Source organism: Streptomyces soli, from assembly GCF_003999195.1.
GTDB classification, from domain to species: domain Bacteria; phylum Actinomycetota; class Actinomycetes; order Streptomycetales; family Streptomycetaceae; genus Actinacidiphila; species Actinacidiphila soli.
Window position 1 is genome coordinate 1 of the sequence record NZ_RJVR01000194.1, and the last position, 14,873, is coordinate 14,873.

The window sequence follows — 14,873 nt, forward strand, 5'->3', positions numbered from 1 at the left end:
CGCGCGGGTCGCCGCGGACGAGGACGCTCCGCTACGTCAACGGGCCGACGCGGCCGCGTTGCTGCGGGACGCGCCGGCGCTCGGGCGGCTTGTGGCGGAGGCACCGCAGCCGGTGGGGGCGGCAGCGCTCACCGCCCTCGGGGAGCTCGGAGGCGCCGGACTCGGCGCGCTGCTGGAGCACGCGGCGACCGGCGGTGTGCGCGGCCGGGCGGCGATGGCGGCCATCCGCCGGATGCTGGACGCCCTGCCGGACCGCGAGGCCGTGGCGCTGCTGGCGCCCATCGCAGGCGACGCCCGGGCACCGGTCGGCACCCGTAAGGAGGCAGCTCGCGCACTGGCCGCACTCCCCGGCGAAGCGGCCTTCGGCGCCCTGCTCGCCGCCTGGGACGCCCCCGGCCAACACCGCGATGTGCTGGCCGTACTGGCCCGGGCACTGGTCGCCCGCATCGAACGGCCGGGCGTCGCCGAGCGGTTGCGGCCCCACCTCGGCCTTGAAGTGGTCCGGGACGCGGCCGTCACCGACAGCCCGGACGCGGTGCCGCCCGGCGCTCGCGAGGCGTACGCGCGGTTCCTGGCCGGCCTGGTGTGCGAGGCCGATGCGGCGATCGCCCGAGCGGCTGCGGGCGCGCTGCGCAAGGTGCTGCCGGCCGGTCCCGCGGCGCGGACGGCGGTAGCCATGGCCCTCGCGGCGACCGTGGCGGACCCTGGGCGGCCGGGGGCCGTACGGTATGCCGCCGGGGACGTCCTGAGCGGCCTGGCCGGGACCGCTTCGGGTCTGGCCGCGCTGCGCACCGCCCTCGGCGCGCTCGCCCAGCAGTGCGCCGACGGCCCGGAAGAGGTCCGCGCGGCGGCTCTGCGCACCCTCGACGGGCTCGGGGGCGGCCACTTCGAGCGGCCGGTCGGGTCCCTCGACGCCTACACCGACGCCCTGGAGGCATCGGGCCTGCGGCGCGCCGCCACCCGTACGTCCTTCGAGGCCGCCCTGGCCGCGCTGCGCGACGGTGACGGCGACCTGGCGCGCTGGGACCGCTGCCTCGCCCTGGCGGCGACGCACCCGCATACCCTCACCCTGTCCGACAGGCAGTACCTCCCCTACGGCGCCACCGAACCGCCGCCGGGCGTCCACGACGTGGTCCGCGCCTTGCGGGATCGCGGCACCACCCCCGCGGGCCTGATCGCCGTCGGGCTCGTACAGGCCTGGGGCACCCGCACCCAGTGGGCCGCCCCCTGGGCCGCCGAGCTGGCCGTCCTCGTCGCCCATTCGGACCCGGATGTCGCCGAGGTCGCCCTGCTCACCGACCTGCGGCGGCCGGACCGGGGTTGAGCCGTCGCGCCACCCGCAGCTCCGTCAGGTAGCGCTTGGTGACCCGGCCCCCGTGGCGGGTGTCGGCCAGTCGGCCGATGCACCCCAGCAGCCCTTCCCGCGCCTCGGCGGGGAGGGCGCGGTGGCCGGAGTAGGTCAGCAGCACGTCGAGGTACTGCCTTGTGGTGTACGTCAGTTCGCGTTCGTAGCGCCGGAAGACCGCGGGGCCGAAGCACCCGGAGCGGTCGATCTCCTCGCTGTCGAGGGGGAGATCGGCCGCCGCCCGCAGCCGCAGCCCCGGCGGAGTGGCGGGGTCGAAGCGCTCGTAGCAGTCCTGGACCTCGGCGAAGAAGGCCTCGCTGCCGCCCGCCACATGACGGGTGGCCACCGTCGCCAACACGCCGCCGGGGCGCAGCGCGTCCGCCGCCTTGGTGACCCGTACCGCAGGGTCCACCCAGTGGAACGCGGTCGCGCAGAACACCGCATCGAAGGGCTCCTGCGGCAGCGGCCAGTCCTCGAAGGCGCTGGTCACCACCTCGACCTCCGGGAAGGCCGCGAGGTTGCGCCGGGCCACCGCAGCCATCGACGGACCGAGCTCAACGGCCGTGATCCGGCAGCCTCGTTCCGCCAGCGGCACGGTGGCCTGCCCGGTCCCGCAGGCGATCTCCAGCACGCGAGGGGCGGCCCCGAGCCCCGCCAGTTCGGCGAGGTCGTCGAACATCTCCGGCGGATAGCCCGGCCGGGCCCGGTCGTAGAGCTCCGCGTCCTCGTCGAACAACTCGCGCATGGCAGTCAGGCTACTCGCGGACCGGGTCGGGCATGGGCGGCGCCTGGGGGGCGTGCGGCAGCACATTGCGTACGTAGTCGTCGACCGCGACGTCCAGACCGACGTCGCCCTGCGCCTGCTCGGACATGAACCACCGGTGCTCCAACAGCTCGTGGTAGATCTGCGCAGTGTCCAGCGTGCCGCGCAGCTCGCGCGGCACAGCCCGCACCGTCGGCCGGAAGACGTCACGGACCCAGCGGTGGGCAAGGACCTCTGGGCGGGCACCGAGGGGGTCGCCGGGGGCGTAGTCGTCCTGGGTGGCCATCCAGGTCTCGAGGTCGTTGAGGAGGCTGCGGGCCTGGTTCTCCTCGGCGTCGAGGCCGGTGAGGCGCAGCAGTTGGCGCTGGTGGTGGCCGGCGTCGACGACCTTGGGCAGAAAGGTGACCTGGTCGCCGTCCGGTGACTTCTGGATCTGCATCTCGGCGACGTCGAAGCCGAGTTCGTTGAGGCGGCGGATCCGCAGGTCGATGTGGTGCCGCTTGTCGACCGGGTAGACGGACTCACGGGTGAGCTCGTGCCACAGCTCGCCGTAGCGGTCGGCGATCGCCTGGCCGAAGGTGATCGGGTCCACCGACGGGTGCAGGGAGCCGCCGGCCTCCAGGTCGAGCAGCTCGCCCGCGATGTTGACCCGGGCGACTTCGATGTCGTAGTCGCGTTGTCCCCGGCTGAGCTGCGGCTGGATCTGACCCGTCTCGGCGTCCACGAGATAGGCGGCGTACGCGCCCGCGTCGCGCCGGAAGAGTGTGTTGGACAGGGAGCAGTCGCCCCACGCGAAGCCGGTGAGGTGCAGCCGCACCAACAGCACGGCCAGCGCGTCCAGTAGGCGGTTGACGGTGGAGGGCCGCATCGTCGTCTCGAACATCGAGCGGTACGGCAACGAGCCCACCAGGTGCCGGGTGATCAGTACCGGCTCCAGCGGCTCGCCGGCCGCGTCCGTGCGCCCCGTGACCACGGCGAGGGCGTCCACGGCGGGTATGCCCATCCGGTCCAGGTCGCGCAGCAGCCCGTACTCGCGTACGGCGGCCCACTCGCCGACCTCCTTGACCGCGACCACCTCATCGCCGGCCCGGGCGAAGCGGACGACGTGCCGGGAGATGCCGCGCGGCAGCGCCACCAGATACTCGTCCGGCCACTCCTCCAGCGGAATGCCCCAGGGCAGGTCGAGGAGTGCCGCCGGGTGTTCGGGCGCGGTCGCGGTGATCTGCAGCTCCATGACGCACAAGTGTGCGGCATGCGCGCCGCCGCATACGCTGCGGGTATGACGCAACGGCTGGTGGTCATCGGTGGCGACGCGACGGGTATGTCGGCGGCTTCCCAGGCGCGCAGGCGACGAGGGGTGGGGGAGCTGGAGATCATCGCCTTCGAACGGGGCCGCCACACCTCGTACTCCGCGTGCGGCATCCCGTACTGGGTCGCCGGGGACGTCGACGACCCCAACGCGCTCGTCGCCCGTACCGCGGAGGAGCACCGCGCCCGCGACATCGACCTGAGGCTCGGCACCGAGGCCGTCGAGATCGACCTCGACGGCCGCCGGGTCCGCACCCGCGAACAGGACGGCGGCGCCGAGGCCTGGACCGGCTTCGACCACCTCGTCATCGCCACCGGCGCGGTGCCCGTCCGGCCGCCGATCCCCGGCATCGACGCGGACGGCGTCCACGGGGTGCAGACCCTCGACGACGGCGAAGCGCTCATGGCCGGCATCGACCGCCGCGTTGTGCACGACGCCGTCGTGGTCGGCGGCGGCTACATCGGCGTCGAGATGGCCGAGGCCATGCTCCGCCACGGTCTGCGCGTCACCCTCCTGGAACGCGACGAGCAGCCCCCGCCCGCATGACCGTCGAGCAGATGACCACCCTCGACCTCGGCTACGCCCCGCCCTTCTCGCCCGTCTGGGACCCGGTCCTCGTCGCCGCCTCCAAGGCCGCCGAAAAGCTCCGTACGACTTGCGGCTGACCCTCCTGCGCGCTAAGAGTCATCCCGTAACGGGATGCCGTCCGACCAGTTCCCGTTCGAGCGGTGCGCCGGGTGGCGCATTCCCTACTGGGGCGGCTGTTCCGACGTGGGCCTTGTGCCGCTGGTTCGCGGGTCGGGTCTCATTCGGGGTGGGCCGGTACCGGTCGGTGGTGCTTTGCCGAGCAGAGGCCCGCTGCCCGGGAATTCCCGGGGTGTGGGCTGCCGCGTGGGTGCGGCCCCGACTGGGGCTGGCACCGCGCTGCGGTTGACTCGACAGGGCCTCTTGCAGCCCTTGTGCGAACAAGATCTGTGTGGTGCGCGCCTGGACATAGTCCAGGCGCGCGGTGCTGGGGTCGTCTGGGTCGGTGAGCCGGACGTGTGCGGCGAGGGCCGCGGAGACCATGTCCCGGTCGGCGACGAGTCCGCAGGCGGGGCAGGTGTGTACCCGGTCGGCCAGGGTCTTGGAAACTCTCTCGCCGCACAGGCAGGTCTGGGACAGCCGGGTGGTGAAGGTGCAGGCCCGCAGCAGGCGGCCGCCGGTCTTCTCGCACTCGCGGCCGATCGCCGTAATCAGCCGGCCGGGAGTGGTGGCCTGCAGGGCTTTGCCCCACAGGCGATACCACGTGCTGACGTTGCAGTCCTCAACGACCAGGTTCGGGCCGTGGCCGCCCACGATCCGTTCGGCGATGCGTCGCGCGCGGTGGCCTTTCGCTGCAGCCGCGGTCGCCGCAGACTCGGCGAGCCTGGCCCGGGTGAGGCGGTAGCCGGTGGACAGGTCGTCTCTGCGGTATGCCTGCTTCGGGACTCCGGCCTTGTTGGCTGTCCGGGCGCCGCCTGGGACTTGGACGTTCCGTTCGGGGAGTCCGGCTTGCTTGCGGCGTTCGGTGCGGGCCTGCTGCCGCTTCGACGGCCCGTACTGCTTGGCGTTGGCCGCCCGGCGGGACCGGTCCAGGGCGCGTTTGCGGCCGCGTTCCTTGCGCCGGGCCCTATCAAGTGCGACGCGCTCTTCGCCGGTGAGCTCGACCCGGGTCGCCTTCACCTCGCCATCGTCGGGGTCGAAGGTGCCAGGGAAGGAGACGACGGACAGGTTGGAGACGTTGCCGTCGATCCCACCGACCAGCTCCAGCTCCGCTGCTGCGGCACGGCGGGCGCGGGTGGCGGGGGATGCGTAGCCGCCGGTGAGGACCATCAGGTGCGCCTCGTACGCCCAGCCTCCGGGCGCGGCGGCGTCGCGGCGGCGTACGAGGTCGACCTTGTGCCACGTGTCGGGGTTGTTCAGGAAGTGGATGAGGCGGGGCCAGCGGCCCGCGCCCGCAGGTAGCCGCACAGGCAGCACCAGGTCGCCGCCCGAGTCTTCGGCGTGCCCTTCGGTGTCACCTCGCCGGTCGCGATGCGGCCAGACGGCCGGGCCGACACCGGCAGACGGCGGGGCTGTTCGAGGACGCTGGTGCCTGGTGGGAGTCCGGCCGCCTGCCCCGGCGCGGTCACCGACGGGTCAAGGTCCCGGTGCCGGTAGGAGTCCAGGTGCCCGGCGAGAGTGCCGTGCAGACGGAACGTCTCCCATTTGCGTGCGGTGGTGTGCGAACGGGCCCGGCCGGGGATCCGCGTGTAGTCCCACCAGGACCCGGTCTTCGGCCGGCCGAAGCGGCGTCCCGTCGCATCGGGAAACAGGTGCCGGCTGACAGCCGTCTCGAATACCTCGTCGGCCTGGTGCATCACCAGTGCTTTGGTGACGTGATGCCCCAGGTGTCGGGAGCGTTCCATGTGCCGGTAGCCGCGGCGTTCCATTCCCTCACGGGACAGGCCGAGCTCTGCCCGCCAGGCTTTCGCGTCCACCTCGCGGTGCACATCACCGGCCCAGTACGCGTCGACCGCGGCGCGGGCATCGCGCTGCAGGGCACGCTTGACCGACCACATCGCCGAGTACAATTGCTCCAGGCGGTGCAGGTCGTCAAGGGCGTGGACGTCGAGCGGCAGGCGGATCACCGCCAATTCGCTGTCCTCGCCCCGCTTCCAGCGCTCGCCCTTGTTCTTCCCCCGGAACCGGCGAGCGGGAGCCTCGGCAGGGTCAGGACCGGCGGAGGCGGGCGCCACATCGGACAGCATGATGCTCACGGACTTCCCACCCCCCTTTCTGGTCGTACGACGACTTGGGACTTGTCCGGCCGGGCGTCCGTTCGGCAACCAAGCGCAAAGCTATACGTCGCCACTGACAACACCGGCTTCATCAGGGAAGGTTGACGCTCTACGATCTCGGCTATGCGTCTGCGTCTTGCCCACTGCACTACTGCTGATCTGCGCGCCTGGACCGGGCTGACCGGATCGCAGATGCACCACCTCGTCGAGCAGCTGTGGGAGAAGAAGCCGGATACGGGCCGCGGTCGGGCCTGGGCGCTCCCGTTCGCTGACCGGGGCCCTGGCTCGTCCTGGCCTACCGAACAAACATCACCCTGCAACAACTCGGCTCCCTGTTCGGTATCTCCGACTCCGCCGCCCAGCGCGTCATCGCCCGACTCGCCGAACCCTTGGCCGAGTTGCTGGGTCCGCCACCCACCGACCGGCGCGAACTTTGGGTCGTCGACGGCACCTCAAAGACCGGCGCCAGCGTGAACGTGTAAGTCGTCTGCCTTGCCCGCGACCGCCGCGTCGTCGCCGTAGGGGACGCATGGCCCGGGAACGCAACGACATCGTCGTGTTCCGGGAAACGGTCGGGAAAACCCTGCCGGACCATCCGCGGCTCTCCGGCGACGGCGGATATCGCGGAAGCGACCGCATCCGCACACCCCGACGCGGACCCGACGGCCGCATCATCAAAGACCGCAACTACCGAAGGTTCCGCCAACGCCGCGCCGTCGCCGAACACACCATCGCCCGACCCAGCTCCTGCCCCTCTACCGGGTCCTGGAAGACGAGTTCACCTGGACCGGGCGGCGTAAGAAGGACCCCGCCCTGAGCATGCGGCGGATCCTGGTCCACTCCAGCTCCAACGCGACCGGGCAGACCAAGGCCCGGAACAAGAAGCTGGCCCGGGCCCGCGAGGACCTGGAGAAGATCCAGCGCAATCTGGGCACCCGCCACTACCCCGACGCCAAGAAGGTCGCCGACACCGTCGCGGTCATCGCCACCAAGCGCCGCGTCACCGCCTACCTGCACACCGACATCGGCACCAGCCCGGACGGCAAACCCATCCTGACCTGGCACTTCGACCAGGAAGCCATCGACACCGAGGCAGCGGTCGACGGCTGGTACGCCCTGCTGACAAACCTGCCCGCCGACCAGGCCACCCCCGCGCAGGTCCTGCTGCACTACAAGGGCCAGGGCGCTGTCGAACGCCGCAGCCACGTCAAGGGCCCCTTCGCCATCGCGCCGATGTTCCTGCAGAGCAACCGCCGCATCGCCGCCCCGATCACCGTGATCTGCCTGGCCCTGCTGGTCTACTGCCTGATCGAACGCCAGGTCCGCCAAGCCCTCGGCGACCAGCGCACCATGCACGGTCTGCACCCCGGCAGCAACCAGGCCGCCCGGCCCACCGGAGAACTGATCCTCACCGCCCTGTCCGATCTACGGATGCGCAGCGGCACCGCCACCAGCCCACCCGTCGTCCTGGTCAGCGAAGGCATCCAAGCCCAGCTACTCGACATACTCGACGTCGACCCAACCCGCCCCCGCTGGCTCGACACACGATTCCCCATGTGCGAAAGACACAGCTAGTCCGGCCGAACGGCCAGCTTGTCCAGCGCCTCCAGCAGTCCTGGCAGGGCCGAACCGCGGCCCACCGGCAGCACCTCGCCGGGCTCCTCGTCGAGCAGGACGAAGGCGATGTCGTCGGTGCGGGCCACCATGCTCCAGTCGGGGCCGTCCACGCGCAGCGTGCGCACGCCCTCTCCGGCCGGGGCCGACCGGATGCGGCCCGCGGGCGGCGGCGTACGTACGTACTCCTCGCAGGCGTCCAGGGCGCGGCGGACGCCCTTGTGCAGGCCGCCGGGACTCTTCGCCGGGGCGGCGTCGGTCTCGGCCTCGGTGTCGGGGTCGGTGTCGGGTGCAGCGTCGTCGCCCAGCTGCTCGCGCCAGACTCGCCACTGCAGGGCGATCTCGTCCGCGCCGAGACGGCGTTGGGCGGGGCCCCAGGTCTCGGTGTCGGGCGGTGACAGCGCCGGCATGCCGCCCTCCTCCTCCGAGGGGTCGTGGGGGTCGGGTACGCCGGGCGCGGCGACGGCCACGGGGAGGGGCCAGCCGGGGAGGGCGGCGACCACGTAACGGTCGTCGGGCGAGAGATCGTACTCCAGGCCGCAGTCCCAGGCCGCGAGCGCGCACGCGACCAGGGCGGTGTCGCTGATCGCCACCGTCCAGCGGGCGCCTGCCCCGTCCTGGCCGAAGACCAGTCCGTAACCCTCGTCCGCCGGCGCCAGGCCCAGCTCCGCGCAGGCCGCCGGGTAGTCGTCGGCGAGAACTCCAGGGAACTGCGCGGGCGTCAGCATCGCCGCCGTGAGCACGTACAGCGCGTCGTCGTCGGTCGCGGCCACGAGCCCTCCCCTTCTTCCGGCTGTCGGTGGTCCGCGCACCTTAACCAGGCGGTAACCCCCGCGTCGAGTGGCGGCGTACCGGTTCACTCGCCGGGGAGGGGGAACAGGTCCGGGGAGAGGAGTGGTGGCAATGCCCGAACTACTCCGCAGGTTCGCGAATTGGACGAAGCAGGCCGCTGCCGCGCTGGCCGCGCCTACGTCACCGCCTGCATCGCCGACGACCAGGACTTCATCGACAACGCCGCCCGCCGCGTCGCCCCCGACGCCCTCATGTTCGGCGTCACCGAACTCGCCCAGCGCGCCGTCCTCATCCTGGCCCGCCAGCGCGGCGTCGCCCCCCAGCAGATGGCCCGGGCACTGCTCGGACCGCCCGCCGCCTAGGCGGGAGGCAGCGGCGCGAAGAGGTCGACCGCGTTGCCGTCGGGGTCGCGGAGCGTGGCGTACCGCATGCCCCAGAAGGCGTCCCAGGGCTTGAGGTGGCCGTCGTAGCCGGCGTCGACGAGCCCGGCGTAGACGGAGTCGACCTCGCCTCGGTCGTCGCAGGCGAAGGCCAGCGCGGCGCGGTGGCCGCCGGACGGCGGGGCCCAAGCGTGGTCGAAGGAGCGGATCGTGTCGACGGTGTCCCAGGCGAGCTTGAGGCCGCCGGGCAGGTCGGCCTCGACGTGGGGCTGCGCGTCGGCGTCGGCCGGAAGATCGAGGCCGAGCCTGCGGTAGAAGGCGAGCGAGGCGGCCATGTCGGCCACAACGAGTTCGATGACGGCGATTCGGGGAGCCATAAGCCCCCACCTTAGTAGGCGGCACCGCCCTCCAGGGCGCTCAGCGTGGCGTGGAGCCACTTGAGTTCGGCGCGGGTGGTGGCGCGGGCGACGGCCAGCATTCCCTGGCGGAAGGGGTCGTCGAACTCCTCGGCGAGCAGGGGGCGGTCGCCTTCGTAGAAGAAGCTGGAGGGCTGCTCCAGGAAGGCCAGGCGGCGGTGGAGTACGGCGGCCTGCTGTGCAGGGTCGTCCAGGTGACGGAGGAAGGCCAGTAGGGCGAACCAGCGGTTCTCGTCGGTGATGTCGAGGTCCGAGGGCTCGGCGAGGCGGCGGCGCAGCTCGGCGCGGCCCTCCGGGGTGAGCGTGAGGGCGTGGCGCGGGGCAGCGACGGCGCCGGGGCGGGTCTCGCGGCGGAGCCAACCGGCCTTTTCCAGGCGCTTGATGGCCGGGTAGAGGGTGCTCTCGGCGACGGGTTTGACGTGGCCGGTGAGCGCGGCGATGCGCTTGCGCAGGTCGTAGCCGTGCAGTTCGGCGTCGTAGAGGAATCCGAGGATCGCGAGCTCCAGCATGCACCGCATTCTGCCGTACGGCCGCTGTACATCACTTCCGCTATACATCGACACCGATGTATTGTCCTGGGCAGCATCGCATCGAGAGGAGAGCGTTCATGCGGCACGCCCCCATCACCCCCGACGGATCGCGCATCCACTGGACCGAGGCGCCCGGAGAAGGTCCCGCCCGGGTGTACGTCCACGGGCTCGGCGCGTCCTCGGCCGTCTATTTCGCCCATATCGCGGCCCACCCCGCGCTGGCCGGACGGCGGTCGCTCTTCGTCGACCTGCCGGGCTTCGGCATCAGCGACGCGCCCGCCGGCTTCGGCTACTCCTTGGAAGAACACGCCGACGCCCTGGCCGTGGCGCTGGACGCCGCCGGGGTGAGCGGCGCCGAACTTGTCGCGCACAGCATGGGCGGCGCGGTGGCGATCGTGCTGGCCGCACGCCGGCCGGACCTGGTCGGCCGGCTGGTCCTGGCGGAGGCGAATCTGGACCCGGATCCGCCGGTCACGGCGGGGAGCAGCGGCATCGCGGCGTACGCCGAGCGGGACTTCGTGCACGGCGGAGGGCGGGCCGAGGTGCTGGGCCGTGTCGGGCCGGAGTGGGCGGCGACCATGCGGCACGCCGATCCGACGGGCCTGTACCGCAGCGCCGTCCGGCTGGTGCGGGGGACCAGGCCCACGATGCGGGAGCTGCTGCTCGGTCTGGACATCCCCCGTACGTATCTCAACGGAGAGCTGAGCGGGGAGCTCCAGGGCCATGACGAGCTGCGCGCCGCCGGGGTGGCCGTGGTGACCGTGGCCGGCGCCGGTCACTGCATGATGTTCGACAACCCTCAGGCCTTCGTCGAGGCCATCGCCAGGAACCGTGAGTCGGCGTCGGTGTAGTGGGTCAGCGTCCAGCCCGAAGCGGCCAGCAGCGGCCGCAGGTTGGGCTCGGCGCGCAGGTCGTCCGGGGTGAGTGTGCGGCCCTGACGGGCGGCCAGCGCGGCACGGCCGATGGGGTGGAAGAGGGCGAGCCGTCCGCCGGGCCGGGTGACCCGGGCCAGCTCGCGCAGGGTGGCGCCGGGGTCGGGCAGATGGCCGATGAGCCCGGCGGCGAAGACCGCGTCCAGGGCGGCGTCCCGCAGCGGCAGCCGCGCCGCGTCGGCCAGCAGCAGCGCCCCGTCCCGGTCCCGGCCCTTCGCCACGGCTGCGGCCAGCATCTCGGGGGTGAGGTCGGCCCCGATCACGATTCCGCCGGGCCCCACCGCCGTGCGCAGGAAGGGCAGCGCGCGCCCCGTGCCGCAGCCCGCGTCGAGCACGGTCTGCCCGGCCCGCAGGCCGAGTTCGGTGACGGCGGCCTGGTACGCCGGGCTGTCGTCCGGGTAGCGGGTCTCCCAGTTGGCGGCCCTGGCCGCGAAGAACTCCCGGATCTGTGCGGGGTCGGTGTGCACGTCGGCTGCCTCCGGGTTCCGGGGTGTTCGGGGGTCGCTGTGGCGGGCGGGCATCATGGTCGCATGATCCCCTTGCGTTCCGTCGCTCTCTTCATTCTCGCCGCGCTGCTGGAGATCGGCGGCGCCTGGCTGGTCTGGCAGAGCGTCCGCGAGCACCGGGGCTGGGCGTGGGCGGGCGCGGGCGTGATCGCCCTGGGCCTGTACGGATTCGTCGCGACGCTGCAGCCGGACGCCGACTTCGGACGGATTCTGGCCGCCTATGGCGGGGTGTTCGTCGCCGGTTCGCTCGTGTGGGGGATGGTGCTGGATGGCTTCCGGCCCGATCGCTTCGACATCGCGGGGGCCGTGGTGTGCCTGGTGGGAGTGGGAATCATCATGTATGCGCCACGTAGCGGCTGAATTACGCACCGTGTGCACATGTTCGTACGCCGAACGGTCGTCAGGGACCGGATCAGGACAGCTCGCAGTCAATTTCCGCAGGGTCCGGTCATGCCCCCGGACCGCTCCGCCGCCCGGACTAGCGTCCCCTGGCCATGGGACACATGGACCACGCCAGCTTCGGCTGGCTGACCCCGACGCTCTCGTACGCCATGGCATGCGTGGGCGCGGCCCTCGGCCTGCGCTGCACCGTACGGGCCCTGGCCGCCACCGGACGGTCGCGCCGCAACTGGCTGATCACCGCCGCCAGCGCGCTGGGCACCGGCATCTGGACGATGCACTTCGTCGCGATGCTCGGCTTCAGCGTCTCCGGCACCGAGATCCGCTACAACGTGCCGCTGACCGTGTTCAGCCTGCTGGTCGCCATCCTCATGGTGGGCATCGGCGTCTTCGCCGTCGGCTACGGCAGGAAGCGCGCCCGCTCGCTGGCCGTCGGCGGCCTCACCACCGGGCTCGGGGTGGCCAGCATGCACTACCTGGGCATGGCCGCCGTACGGCTGCACGGCCGGGTCGGCTACGACCCCTGGCCCGTCGCGCTCTCCGTGGCGATCGCCGTGGCCGCCGCGACGGCGGCGCTCTGGGCGGCGCTGACGATCCACCGGCCGATCGTCGTCGCCGGCGCGTCGCTGGTGATGGGGGCGGCGGTGAGCAGCATGCACTACACCGGGATGCTCGCGGTACGGGTCACGGTCCAGCCGTCGGCCGCCGGGCTCCCCGGCGCGGGCGCCACCGCCTTCCTCTTCCCGCTGGTGGTCTTCCTCGGCTCGTACCTCTTCCTCACCTCCGCCTTCGTCGCGCTCTCCCCGACAGCCAGGGAACGCGCGGCCTCCGCGACCGCCCAACGGCTCAGGGAGGGCGCCATATGACCGCCCGGCGCGACACGACCGCCCAGCGCGGCCGCCGCGCGCACGCCGGACTGCCCGCCGACGAGACGGCACAGCGCCCCGCGCTGGCCGCCTCGGTCTCCGACCGGGGCCCGGTGCCACACGTGCCGCAGTCCCGCACCGGCCTGCGCCTCGGACTGCGGCCCAAGTCGGTCCGCGCGAAGATCGTCTCCGTCCTCATGGTCCCGGTGGTCTCGCTGATGGCACTGTGGGCCTTCGCCGCCGTCACCACCGCCCAGGAGGTCTCCGGCCAACTGCGCGCCCAGCGGGTCGACCGCACCATCCGCCAGCCGGTCACCGCCACCGTCACCGCCCTCCAGGCCGAACGCCGCGCCGCCGCCGACTACCTCGCTGCCCCCACCGCCGTCCGCGCCGACGAACTCCGCCAGCGCGTCGGCGACACCGACCGCGCCGTCGCCCCGTTGCGCCTCGACCGCACCCACACCGTCGCCGACGGCACCGGCCTGTCCGCCGAAGTCGCCAGGCGTGTACGGACCTTCGTGGACGGCGTAACGGCGCTGAAGTCGCTGCGGCCGCGCGTCGCAGCCCGTGCCGCCGGCTGGGACGAGGCCTACGACGACTACAGCGCCGCCGTCGAGAACGCTTTCGCCGTCGGTGGCGCGCTGGCCGCCGACCCCGGCGACCGGGTCGCCCTGGACCTCGCCAGGTCCGCCGAACTCCTCGCCGGCGAGGACGCGCTGCTGTCCGCCGGCCGGCTCGGCCACGACATCCCCGCCGCCCGGCAGCGCGAGTTCACCGGCGCCGTCAGCGCCCGGCTGCTGCTGCTGATCTCCTCCGCCCGCGACCTGCACGGCGCCCAGCGCGCCGCCTGGGACAAGCTGGCCCGCTCGGGCCCGTACCAGGACCTGGAAGCTCTGGAGGACAGGGCGGCCGCCGCCTCGCCCGGCAGCGCCGCCGCAGGCGCCGTGTCCGCCACCGCCTGGGAGCAGGCCTCGGCCCCGGTCCTGACGGACCTGCGCGACCTCGCCTCGTCCGCCGGGTCAACCGGGCACGCCGACCCGGTCACGCACAGCGTGCTCACCAAGTCCGGTGCCGCCGTGCTGCTCGGCCTGTTCGCCGTCCTCGCCTCGCTGCTGATCTCCGTACGCATCGGGCGCGGCCTGGTCATCGAACTGGTAGACCTGCGCAACACCGCGCTGGAACTGGCCCGCCGCAAACTCCCGCACGCCATGCGCCGCCTGCGCGCCGGCGAGGAGATCGACATTGACGCCGAAGTGCCGCGCGGCCACCACGGCAGCGACGAGATCGGGCAGGTCGGCGAGGCGCTCGGCACCGTCCAGCGCGCCGCCCTCCAGGCCGCAGTCGAGCGGGCCGAACTGCTCAGCGGCGTCTCCGGCGTCTTCGTCAACCTCGCCCGCCGCAGCCAGGTCCTGGTCCACCGGCAACTCGCCCTCCTGGACACTATGGAACGCCGTACGGAGGATCCCAGCGAGCTGGAGGACCTCTTCCGGCTCGACCACCTCACCACCCGCATGCGCCGGCACGCCGAAGGCTTGATCATCCTGTCCGGCGCGGCCCCCGGGCGCGCCTGGCGCAGACCGGTACCCCTCACCAACGTCGTCCGGGCCGCCGTCGCCGAGGTCGAGGACTACCAGCGGGTCGAGGTGCGACGGCTGCCCCATGCCGCCGTGGTCGGCTCGACCGTCGCCGACCTCACCCACCTGATCGCCGAACTCGTCGAGAATGCCACCCAGTTCTCGCCCCCGCACACCAAGGTCCGGGTCTACGGCGAACAGGTGGGCAACGGCTACGCCCTGGAGGTCGAGGACCGCGGCCTCGGCATGGGCAAGGAAGCCATGGCCGAGGCCAACCGCCGCATCGAACAGGCCCAGGCGCTCGACCTCTTCGACAGCGACCGCCTCGGCCTCTTCGTGGTCAGCCGGCTCGCCAAACGGCACAGCGTCAAGGTCTCGCTGCGCCCCTCCCCGTACGGCGGCACCACCGCCGTCGTCCTGCTCCCCACCGCCCTGCTCGAACTGGGCGTCCCCGAGGCCGATGCCGCCCGCACCGTCACCGGCAAGGCTTCTGGCCGCCCAGGTGTCCCCGGCGCCCCCCGCGCCGACGGTGAGCTGCCGATGCGGATCCCCGCCGCCCAGCTGGACGGCGCGCCGCCCGGACCCGCCCGCAACGGCGCCTTCCGGCGGGCTCCCCAGGCGCCCGGCACGGCCACCGACACCGGAG

16 protein-coding genes and 2 pseudogenes are annotated in these 14,873 nt (G+C 72.7%); 10 read left to right on the forward strand and 8 right to left on the reverse strand.

The features are described 5' to 3' along the window. Positions 1-1,324: pseudogene (locus tag EFK10_RS47495) on the forward strand (hypothetical protein); the annotation flags it as partial. Here EFK10_RS47495 and EFK10_RS18510 read toward each other — a convergent pair. After that, positions 1,293-2,090: a class I SAM-dependent methyltransferase gene (locus EFK10_RS18510; protein WP_127356802.1), complete on the reverse strand. Its 798-nt coding sequence runs from the start codon at positions 2,088-2,090 to the stop codon at positions 1,293-1,295. The pseudogene EFK10_RS47495 and the gene EFK10_RS18510 overlap by 32 nt on opposite strands. 10 nt (positions 2,091-2,100) lie before the next feature. Further along, positions 2,101-3,342, reverse strand: coding sequence for a DUF4032 domain-containing protein (locus EFK10_RS18515; protein WP_127356803.1), 1,242 nt, complete (start codon positions 3,340-3,342; stop codon positions 2,101-2,103). Between the two features lie 45 nt (positions 3,343-3,387). Between EFK10_RS18515 and EFK10_RS18520 the strand changes: the two are divergent. Further along, positions 3,388-3,951 (forward strand): annotated as a pseudogene (locus EFK10_RS18520) (NAD(P)/FAD-dependent oxidoreductase); the annotation flags it as partial. Between the two features lie 8 nt (positions 3,952-3,959). Next, positions 3,960-4,082, forward strand: a complete 123-nt coding sequence (locus tag EFK10_RS52120; RefSeq protein ID WP_265737524.1) for a hypothetical protein — start codon at positions 3,960-3,962, stop codon at positions 4,080-4,082. A gap of 19 nt (positions 4,083-4,101) precedes the next feature. On the opposite strand, the gene EFK10_RS50360 is transcribed toward EFK10_RS52120, so the two are convergent. Both EFK10_RS50360 and EFK10_RS50365 read right to left on the reverse strand, forming a co-directional pair. Beyond that, positions 4,102-5,409 carry a transposase gene (locus EFK10_RS50360; RefSeq protein WP_240677300.1) on the reverse strand — a complete coding sequence of 436 codons (1,308 nt, stop codon included), beginning with the start codon at positions 5,407-5,409 and terminating at the stop codon, positions 4,102-4,104. Next, positions 5,358-6,197 (reverse strand): hypothetical protein, encoded by an 840-nt coding sequence (locus EFK10_RS50365; RefSeq protein ID WP_240677301.1) that lies wholly within the window; start codon positions 6,195-6,197, stop codon positions 5,358-5,360. The genes EFK10_RS50360 and EFK10_RS50365 overlap by 52 nt, the downstream gene beginning before the upstream one ends. Before the next feature lie 362 nt (positions 6,198-6,559). On the opposite strand from EFK10_RS50365, the gene EFK10_RS18530 reads away from it, so the two are divergent. Both EFK10_RS18530 and EFK10_RS18535 read left to right on the forward strand, forming a co-directional pair. Continuing rightward, a complete protein-coding gene (locus tag EFK10_RS18530; RefSeq protein ID WP_240677303.1) occupies positions 6,560-6,700 on the forward strand; it encodes a hypothetical protein in 141 nt (46 codons plus the stop codon). Positions 6,701-6,965: 265 nt separating this feature from the next. Continuing rightward, entirely contained in the window at positions 6,966-7,793 is an 828-nt protein-coding gene (locus EFK10_RS18535; RefSeq protein WP_456318730.1) for an IS1634 family transposase, read from the forward strand. Here EFK10_RS18535 and EFK10_RS18540 read toward each other — a convergent pair. Continuing rightward, on the reverse strand, positions 7,790-8,560 hold the full coding sequence (locus tag EFK10_RS18540) for a hypothetical protein (protein WP_240677304.1): 771 nt from the start codon (positions 8,558-8,560) through the stop codon (positions 7,790-7,792). The genes EFK10_RS18535 and EFK10_RS18540 overlap by 4 nt on opposite strands. Positions 8,561-8,764: 204 nt before the next feature. On the opposite strand from EFK10_RS18540, the gene EFK10_RS18545 reads away from it, so the two are divergent. Next, positions 8,765-8,986: a hypothetical protein gene (locus EFK10_RS18545; protein ID WP_164836043.1), complete on the forward strand. Its 222-nt coding sequence runs from the start codon at positions 8,765-8,767 to the stop codon at positions 8,984-8,986. On the opposite strand, the gene EFK10_RS18550 is transcribed toward EFK10_RS18545, so the two are convergent. Together EFK10_RS18550 and EFK10_RS18555 are read right to left on the reverse strand one after the other, a co-directional pair. Then, entirely contained in the window at positions 8,983-9,381 is a 399-nt protein-coding gene (locus EFK10_RS18550) for a VOC family protein (protein WP_127356807.1), read from the reverse strand. The two genes, EFK10_RS18545 and EFK10_RS18550, sit on opposite strands and share 4 nt — an antisense overlap. Before the next feature lie 11 nt (positions 9,382-9,392). Further along, positions 9,393-9,929: a PadR family transcriptional regulator gene (locus tag EFK10_RS18555; protein ID WP_127356808.1), complete on the reverse strand. Its 537-nt coding sequence runs from the start codon at positions 9,927-9,929 to the stop codon at positions 9,393-9,395. A gap of 98 nt (positions 9,930-10,027) precedes the next feature. Between EFK10_RS18555 and EFK10_RS18560 the strand changes: the two genes are divergently transcribed. Beyond that, complete coding sequence (locus tag EFK10_RS18560; protein ID WP_127356809.1) at positions 10,028-10,801, forward strand: alpha/beta fold hydrolase; 774 nt, start codon at positions 10,028-10,030, stop codon at positions 10,799-10,801. On the opposite strand, the gene EFK10_RS18565 is transcribed toward EFK10_RS18560, so the two are convergent. Further along, the gene (locus EFK10_RS18565; RefSeq protein WP_240677302.1) at positions 10,750-11,406 is read right to left on the reverse strand and encodes a class I SAM-dependent methyltransferase; all 657 of its coding nucleotides are present in this window, start codon (positions 11,404-11,406) and stop codon (positions 10,750-10,752) included. The two genes, EFK10_RS18560 and EFK10_RS18565, sit on opposite strands and share 52 nt — an antisense overlap. 6 nt (positions 11,407-11,412) lie before the next feature. Between EFK10_RS18565 and EFK10_RS18570 the strand changes: the two genes are divergently transcribed. From EFK10_RS18570 to EFK10_RS18580, 3 genes are all read left to right on the forward strand, one after another. Continuing rightward, positions 11,413-11,748 (forward strand): YnfA family protein, encoded by a 336-nt coding sequence (locus tag EFK10_RS18570; protein WP_127356810.1) that lies wholly within the window; start codon positions 11,413-11,415, stop codon positions 11,746-11,748. A gap of 134 nt (positions 11,749-11,882) precedes the next feature. Then, entirely contained in the window at positions 11,883-12,653 is a 771-nt protein-coding gene (locus EFK10_RS18575) for an MHYT domain-containing protein (RefSeq protein WP_127356811.1), read from the forward strand. Continuing rightward, the coding region (locus EFK10_RS18580) for a sensor histidine kinase (protein ID WP_164836044.1) at positions 12,650-14,873 on the forward strand (2,224 nt) is incomplete at its 3' end. The genes EFK10_RS18575 and EFK10_RS18580, both read left to right, overlap by 4 nt.

What these genes read in the sequence shown, in the direction of transcription:
- EFK10_RS18550 (WP_127356807.1), bottom strand. Translation starts at nt 9,381, where the DNA reads ATGGCTCCCCGAATCGCCGTCATCGAACTCGTTGTGGCCGACATGGCC.
- EFK10_RS18555 (WP_127356808.1), bottom strand. Translation starts at nt 9,929, where the DNA reads ATGCTGGAGCTCGCGATCCTCGGATTCCTCTACGACGCCGAACTGCAC.
- EFK10_RS18570 (WP_127356810.1), top strand. Translation starts at nt 11,413, where the DNA reads ATGATCCCCTTGCGTTCCGTCGCTCTCTTCATTCTCGCCGCGCTGCTG.
- EFK10_RS18560 (WP_127356809.1), top strand. Translation starts at nt 10,028, where the DNA reads ATGCGGCACGCCCCCATCACCCCCGACGGATCGCGCATCCACTGGACC.
- EFK10_RS18565 (WP_240677302.1), bottom strand. Translation starts at nt 11,406, where the DNA reads ATGATGCCCGCCCGCCACAGCGACCCCCGAACACCCCGGAACCCGGAG.
- EFK10_RS18515 (WP_127356803.1), bottom strand. Translation starts at nt 3,342, where the DNA reads ATGGAGCTGCAGATCACCGCGACCGCGCCCGAACACCCGGCGGCACTC.
- EFK10_RS18540 (WP_240677304.1), bottom strand. Translation starts at nt 8,560, where the DNA reads ATGCTGACGCCCGCGCAGTTCCCTGGAGTTCTCGCCGACGACTACCCG.
- EFK10_RS52120 (WP_265737524.1), top strand. Translation starts at nt 3,960, where the DNA reads ATGACCGTCGAGCAGATGACCACCCTCGACCTCGGCTACGCCCCGCCC.
- EFK10_RS18510 (WP_127356802.1), bottom strand. Translation starts at nt 2,090, where the DNA reads ATGCGCGAGTTGTTCGACGAGGACGCGGAGCTCTACGACCGGGCCCGG.
- EFK10_RS18575 (WP_127356811.1), top strand. Translation starts at nt 11,883, where the DNA reads ATGGGACACATGGACCACGCCAGCTTCGGCTGGCTGACCCCGACGCTC.